Consider the following 5,858-nt stretch of genomic DNA (forward strand, 5'->3'; position numbering starts at 1 on the left):
CGAGGCAGCGAGCACGGCGCTGGCGTGACCTTCGGTGACACCATCGACGAGGTCCTGCAATTTGCCGACACCACCCGAAGCGATGACGGGGACTTCGACTTCATCGGCAATCATGCGCGTGAGTTTCAGGTCAAAACCGGACTTGGTGCCGTCGCGGTCCATGGAGGTCACAAGCAATTCGCCGGCGCCGCGCTCGACCATTTTGGCGGCAAATTCGACGGCGTCGATGCCGGTGGGGCGACGGCCGCCATGGGTGTAGATTTCCCATTCGGAGCGATTGTCGCCACCGACCTTGGCATCGAGCCGCTGCTTGGCATCGACAGAAACGACGATGCACTGATTGCCGAATTTGTCGGCGGCGCGGGAAATGAAATCGGGATCGCTGACGGCGGCCGAATTGATCGCCACCTTGTCGGCCCCGGCGAGGAGAAGCTTGCGGATATCTTCGATGGAGCGGACGCCACCCCCGACGGTGACCGGCATGAAGCAATGTTCGGCGGTGCGGGCGACGACGTCGAAAATCGTATCGCGGCCTTCGTGGCTGGCGGTGATGTCGAGGAAGGTCAACTCGTCGGCGCCGGCCGCGTCATAGGCTATGGCGGCTTGAACCGGGTCACCGGCATCGATGAGATCGACGAAGTTGACGCCCTTGACGACGCGGCCGCCGGCAACGTCGAGGCAGGGAATGATGCGGGTCTTCAGGGTCATGAGCGTTTGCCCTTTTGCATCTGCCCCCAGGCGATGCGGTGAATGATGAGCGTGGCGAGCCAGACGAAGAACGCGGCGCCACCGAGTGGGATTGTGGCTATGGCAAACCAGCCGAGCACGAACAGCGTGTAGATGGTCGGGCCCATGTCGGAGCCGGCAACCAGGCACGGATTGATGCTGCCCTCATTGAGATTGCAGCCATTGCTTTCGGCAATGGAGCTGGCGACCAGAACCGAAATCACCGGCGCAAAAGCAAAGAGCGCGATGACGGCGAGAAAGAGCCAATAGGCCCACCATGCAAATTTGGCAGGCCGTTCTTCGCTCACGCCACGGCCCTCAATTTTGCCAGTGCTTCACGTGAATCAATCCGGCCATCGTAAAGGGCGCGGCCGGAAATGGCGCCTTCGAGCACCTGATATTCGGGGCGCGTCATGCGCTCGATATCGTCCATGGAGGCGAGGCCGCCCGAGGCGATCACCGGGATCGAAGTCGAGCGGGCAAGCTCAAGGGTCGAATCCCAGTTGATGCCGGCGAGGATGCCGTCGCGGTCGATGTCGGTGTAGACGATGGCGGCGACGCCGGCGCCTTCAAAGCGCTTGGCGAGTTCCACGATCGACAGCTCGGACGTTTCCGCCCAGCCTTCCACCGCCACCATGCCGCCCTTGGCATCGGTGCCGACGGCGACCTGGCCGGGCCACTTTTTGGCGGCTTCTTTCACCAGCTCTGGATTCCTCACCGCGACCGTGCCGAGGATGACGCGGGCGAGGCCCTTGTCGAGCCAGGCTTCGATATGGTCGAGCGTGCGGATGCCGCCGCCGAGCTGGACGGGGAATTTTACGGTCTTCAAAATCCGCTCGACCGCGGCGCCGTTGACGCTCTCGCCGGCAAAGGCGCCGTTGAGATCGACGACGTGCAGATATTCAAAGCCCTGGTCTTCGAACGACTTTGCCTGTGCGGCGGGGTCGTCGTTGAAGACGGTGGCCTGGTTCATGTCGCCCAGCTTCAGGCGCACACACTGACCGTCCTTGAGGTCGATGGCCGGGAACAGGATCATGGCATCCACCCCATAAAATTCTCGATCAGTTTGAGGCCGAGGGCCTGGCTCTTTTCCGGGTGGAATTGCGTCCCGAAAATATTGTCGCGTCCGACGCAAGCGGTGACCGTGCCACCATAGTCGGTGGTGGCGAGGAGGTGCGTCGGGTCCTCGGTGAGGAAGTGGTAGGAGTGCACGAAATAGGCGTGGAGGCCATTGGGGCCATCCGGAATGCCGGCGAGGAGGGCGTGGGGTTTTGTCACCGAAATGGTGTTCCAGCCCATGTGCGGAATCTTCAGGTTCGGATCGCTCGGCTTGATCTTTTCGACGGCGCCGGGGATCCAGCCGAGACCTTGGGTGATGACCTTTTCGCGGCCTTCGCTGGCAAGAAGCTGCATGCCGACGCAGACGCCGAGGAAGGGCGTCGTGCCGCGGATGACGCGTTCTTCGAGGACTGCCACCATGCCGTCAACAGCGTCGAGGCCGGCCTTGCAATCGGCGAAGGCGCCGACGCCGGGGAGCATGATGCGATCGGCGCGGCGGACGACTTCGGGATCGGCAGTGACGATGATTTCGGGACTGCTTGCGAGCGAGGCGGCGACGCGCTCGAAGGCATTGGCGGCGGAGCGGAGATTGCCCGCTCCATAGTCGATAATGGCAACAGTGCTCATGGACGAGATTCCATAACGGCGAGACGAGCAAGGTCGGCATCGGCGGCAACGCGGTGGCCAAGCGAAGAGAGACCACGACGTTTTAGCGCACGACGCTCGGCGCCCGGCGCGGCAAAGCCGCAGGCGATGGCGAGGAGAATGTAGAGCCAGAGGCTCGCGTCGGGCCCGAGGTAGCGCGCGCCAAAAATCAGCGCGACGAGGCCGACGGCAAAAAGGCCCAGGATATCCCAATGTCGATGGAGGAGCGCATGGACGGGCGGCAGCAGGGCCGAAACCCAAGAAAAGCGCTCGGCGACAGCCACGGGCAGGGCGGTCGGGTCATCGACGGATCGGTAGAGGGCAAAGAGGGTCACGGGGAACTCCCAGGACGGAATGAGGTCCACTTAGTGCAAAAAGCAGAGATGCGAAAGGCCACGACCGCTTTGTTGCGTCGTCATTGCCCGGCTTGTCCGGGCAATCCAGCTTGCTGAGGCCTTCGATCCCGCGGATGGCATGGACTGCCGGGACAAGCCCGGCAGTGACGACAACTGAAGTGGCGGCGATTAGCTACAGCGTGCCCTTGGTGCTTGGGACGCGGTCGGCCTGGCGGGGGTCGATTTCGAGCGCATCGCGCAGGGCGCGGGCCACCGCCTTGAACATCGACTCGGCCAGATGATGGTTGTTGTCGAAGTAGAAGTTTTCGATGTGCAGCGTGATGCCGGCGTTCATGGCGAAGGCCTGGAAGAACTCGCGGAAAAGTTCGGTGTCGATGTCACCGATCTTGTCGCGATTGAACTCGGCCTTGAAGACGAGGAAGGGCCGGCCCGAGACGTCGAGCGCTGCGCGGGTCAGGGTGCCATCCATGGGCAGGTCGCACGAGGCGTAGCGGCGGATGCCCTTCTTGTCGCCGATGGCCTGGGCAATGGCCTGGCCCAGGGCAATACCGACATCTTCCACCGTGTGGTGAAAGTCGATGTGCAGGTCGCCCTTGCAGGTGACGTCCATGTCGATGAGCGAGTGACGCGAGAGCTGGTCGAGCATGTGGTCGAAGAAGCCGACGCCGGTCGCCATTTTATGCGCGCCGGTGCCGTCGAGATTGATCGAGACATTAATCTCGGTCTCGTTGGTCTTGCGGGCGATGGTGGCGGTGCGCATTGCAAATGTCTCCGGAGATCGGGGCTCACTAGCAGATATGCGCAAAGGCATAAAGATCGCGTTGCAATCCAGCTCTCCTGGCGGAGAGGGGATGTGTCAGCCGATGGGGGCCACGAGCATGATCAGATTGCCGTCGGGGTCTTCGACATAGGCGGCGCGTTCGCCCCAGGGCTGGTCGATAGCCGACATGACGATGGGGGCTCCGAGCGCGGAAAGGGTCGTGTCGACGTCGTCGACATTGATGCAGAGTTCCACGCGGTGGCCGCTGGCCGGGCGCAGCGGGCGACCGTGAACACCCTTTTCGGCGAGAGTGCCGAGGCCGATTTCGGTTTCGCCAAACGAGAGGGTGAGAAGGTTCGCCTTCCGGCGGGAAGGCATAAGCCAATCTGCCGCCTAGTATGGTCTCATAGAAGCGCCGCGACGCCGCCATGTCGGCGACGGACAGCATGGGCATTACCCGGCTGGCTCTCGACATTTTCTCGCCTCCTCCTATCCCTCATCGCTCTCCCACGCGCATTGCTGGATGGCCGTTGCGGCGGGGCAGGTTGCAATCAGTGGGGACCATCCTAAATATCACTCAACAGTTCGGAGTATCTCCCCAAATGAGTGACAGTGCATTTCCCGGGTGGCACGGGACGACCATCGTTTCCGTCCGCAAGGGCAACAAGGTTGTCGTGGCTGGCGATGGCCAGGTTTCCATGGGCCCGACGGTCATGAAGCATACCGCCAAGAAGGTGCGTCGCCTTGCCGGCGGTAAGGTGATCGGCGGCTTTGCCGGTTCGACCGCCGACGCCTTTACCCTGTTCGAACGGCTCGAAGCCAAGCTCGAACAGTACCCTGATCAGCTGATGCGCGCCGCTGTCGAGCTGGCGAAGGATTGGCGCACGGATCGGTATCTGCGGAAATTGGAAGCCATGATGATCGTGGCCGACAAGACCGATACGCTGGTTCTCACCGGCAATGGTGACGTGCTGACGCCGGACCATGGCGTGATCGCCATTGGCTCGGGCGGCAACTATGCGCATTCAGCGGCCCTGGCTCTGCATCAGGCGACCGAGCTTGATGCCGAAGACATCGCCCGCCGCGCCATGAAGATCGCAGAGGAAATCTGCGTCTACACCAATGGCAACGTAACCCTCGAAACCATCGAGCTCTAAGTGACCTTTTCCATTCGGCAACTCGGCGTGAAGGATGCAGCGGCCTATCGGGCCATTCGGCACGAGGCGCTCGCCAATCATCCAGAGGCCTTCGTGTCTTCGGCGGAGAATTTTGCGCAGAGGTCCGATGCGGACATCAGGCAGATGCTGGAGACGCTGACGGTCTTTGGCGCGGAACTGCCGGATGGATCTATTGGCGGCATCAATGCCTTCATGCGCAATGATGCGGCGAAGGAACGGCACCGGGGCTGGATGATCCAGGTCTATGTGCAGCCAGAGCATCGCGGCACCGGCATGTCGAAAGCGCTGGTCGAGCATCTTGTCGACCACGCAAAGGACAAGGTCATCCAGATCCATCTCGGGGTCTGGGCCGAGAACGAGCCGGCGATCCGCCTCTACCAGAAGCTGGGCTTTGAGACCTATGGGACAGAGCCCCGCTACCTCTTCGTGAACGGTCGATATATCGACGAACACCTGATGGTGCGCTTCCTCGACAAGGCACCAGGAAAGTAAAGCAATGAGTGAAACGAATTTTTCGCCACGCGAAATCGTCTCGGAGCTGGACCGCAATATCGTCGGCCAGCATGACGCCAAGCGCGCCGTGGCCGTGGCGCTGCGCAATCGCTGGCGCCGGCAGCAGCTCCCGCCCGAGCTGCGCCGTGAAGTGACGCCCAAGAATATCCTGATGATCGGGCCGACCGGCGTCGGCAAGACCGAGATCTCGCGCCGTCTGGCACGATTGGCGCAGGCGCCGTTCGTGAAGGTGGAAGCGACCAAGTTTACCGAAGTCGGCTATGTCGGCCGCGACGTCGAGCAGATTATCCGCGACCTCGTCGAGGCAGGGATCACCGTGCTGCGCGACAAGCGCCGCCGCGATGTGCAGGCGCAGGCGCACCACAATGCCGAGGAGCGCGTGCTCGACGCATTGGTCGGAACGTCGGCGACGCCGTCGACGCGCGACTCGTTCCGCACCAAGCTTCGCAACAACGAGCTCGACGACAAGGAAATCGAGATCGAAATGCAGCCGGCTCCGAATACGGGCGGGTTCGAAATGCCGGGCATGCCCAATGGCGGCATCGGCATGATCAACCTTTCCGACATGTTCAAATCGGCCATGGGCGGGCGCGGGGTGAAGCGCAAGGTCAAGGTGAAGGA

The 5,858-nt window shown here is 62.1% G+C and carries 9 protein-coding genes and 1 pseudogene; 3 read left to right on the plus strand and 7 right to left on the minus strand.

The window, feature by feature from the left end:
* The 7 genes and pseudogenes from hisF to ABW043_RS11565 all read right to left on the minus strand — a co-directional run.
* Positions 1 to 708 (minus strand): imidazole glycerol phosphate synthase subunit HisF (hisF, locus tag ABW043_RS11535; RefSeq protein WP_353921352.1); only part of this gene is annotated, 708 nt, incomplete at its 3' end.
* On the minus strand, positions 705 to 1,034 hold the full coding sequence (locus ABW043_RS11540) for a hypothetical protein (protein WP_353921353.1): 330 nt from the start codon (positions 1,032 to 1,034) through the stop codon (positions 705 to 707). The genes ABW043_RS11540 and hisF, both read right to left, overlap by 4 nt.
* The gene (gene hisA / locus ABW043_RS11545) at positions 1,031 to 1,762 is read right to left on the minus strand and encodes a 1-(5-phosphoribosyl)-5-[(5-phosphoribosylamino)methylideneamino]imidazole-4-carboxamide isomerase (RefSeq protein ID WP_353921354.1); all 732 of its coding nucleotides are present in this window, start codon (positions 1,760 to 1,762) and stop codon (positions 1,031 to 1,033) included. Before hisA ends, ABW043_RS11540 begins: the two co-directional genes overlap by 4 nt.
* Positions 1,759 to 2,412: an imidazole glycerol phosphate synthase subunit HisH gene (gene hisH, locus ABW043_RS11550; protein WP_353921355.1), complete on the minus strand. Its 654-nt coding sequence runs from the start codon at positions 2,410 to 2,412 to the stop codon at positions 1,759 to 1,761. The genes hisA and hisH overlap by 4 nt, the downstream gene beginning before the upstream one ends.
* Entirely contained in the window at positions 2,409 to 2,765 is a 357-nt protein-coding gene (locus tag ABW043_RS11555) for a hypothetical protein (RefSeq protein ID WP_353921356.1), read from the minus strand. Before ABW043_RS11555 ends, hisH begins: the two co-directional genes overlap by 4 nt.
* A gap of 193 nt (positions 2,766 to 2,958) precedes the next feature.
* Entirely contained in the window at positions 2,959 to 3,597 is a 639-nt protein-coding gene (gene hisB / locus ABW043_RS11560; protein ID WP_353921357.1) for an imidazoleglycerol-phosphate dehydratase HisB, read from the minus strand.
* Between the two features lie 45 nt (positions 3,598 to 3,642).
* Positions 3,643 to 4,021 (minus strand): annotated as a pseudogene (locus tag ABW043_RS11565) (VOC family protein).
* Between the two features lie 127 nt (positions 4,022 to 4,148).
* On the opposite strand from ABW043_RS11565, the gene hslV reads away from it, so the two are divergent.
* From hslV to ABW043_RS11580, 3 genes are all read left to right on the plus strand, one after another.
* The gene (hslV, locus tag ABW043_RS11570; protein ID WP_353921358.1) at positions 4,149 to 4,703 is read left to right on the plus strand and encodes an ATP-dependent protease subunit HslV; all 555 of its coding nucleotides are present in this window, start codon (positions 4,149 to 4,151) and stop codon (positions 4,701 to 4,703) included.
* Positions 4,704 to 5,216 carry a GNAT family N-acetyltransferase gene (locus ABW043_RS11575; protein ID WP_353921359.1) on the plus strand — a complete coding sequence of 171 codons (513 nt, stop codon included), beginning with the start codon at positions 4,704 to 4,706 and terminating at the stop codon, positions 5,214 to 5,216. It abuts the gene before it with no gap.
* A 4-nt stretch (positions 5,217 to 5,220) separates the two neighbouring features.
* Positions 5,221 to 5,858, plus strand: a 638-nt coding sequence (locus ABW043_RS11580) for an AAA family ATPase (RefSeq protein ID WP_353921360.1), incomplete at its 3' end; no start/stop codon positions are given.

The sequence above is a fragment of the Devosia sp. genome, assembly GCF_040509215.1.
Lineage (GTDB): Bacteria > Pseudomonadota > Alphaproteobacteria > Rhizobiales > Devosiaceae > Devosia.

Bases quoted from the DNA above. Each gene is read 5' to 3' on its own strand.
- hisH (WP_353921355.1), bottom strand. From the start codon at position 2,412: ATGAGCACTGTTGCCATTATCGACTATGGAGCGGGCAATCTCCGCTCC.
- hisA (WP_353921354.1), bottom strand. From the start codon at position 1,762: ATGATCCTGTTCCCGGCCATCGACCTCAAGGACGGTCAGTGTGTGCGC.
- hslV (WP_353921358.1), top strand. From the start codon at position 4,149: ATGAGTGACAGTGCATTTCCCGGGTGGCACGGGACGACCATCGTTTCC.
- hisB (WP_353921357.1), bottom strand. From the start codon at position 3,597: ATGCCTTTGCGCATATCTGCTAGTGAGCCCCGATCTCCGGAGACATTT.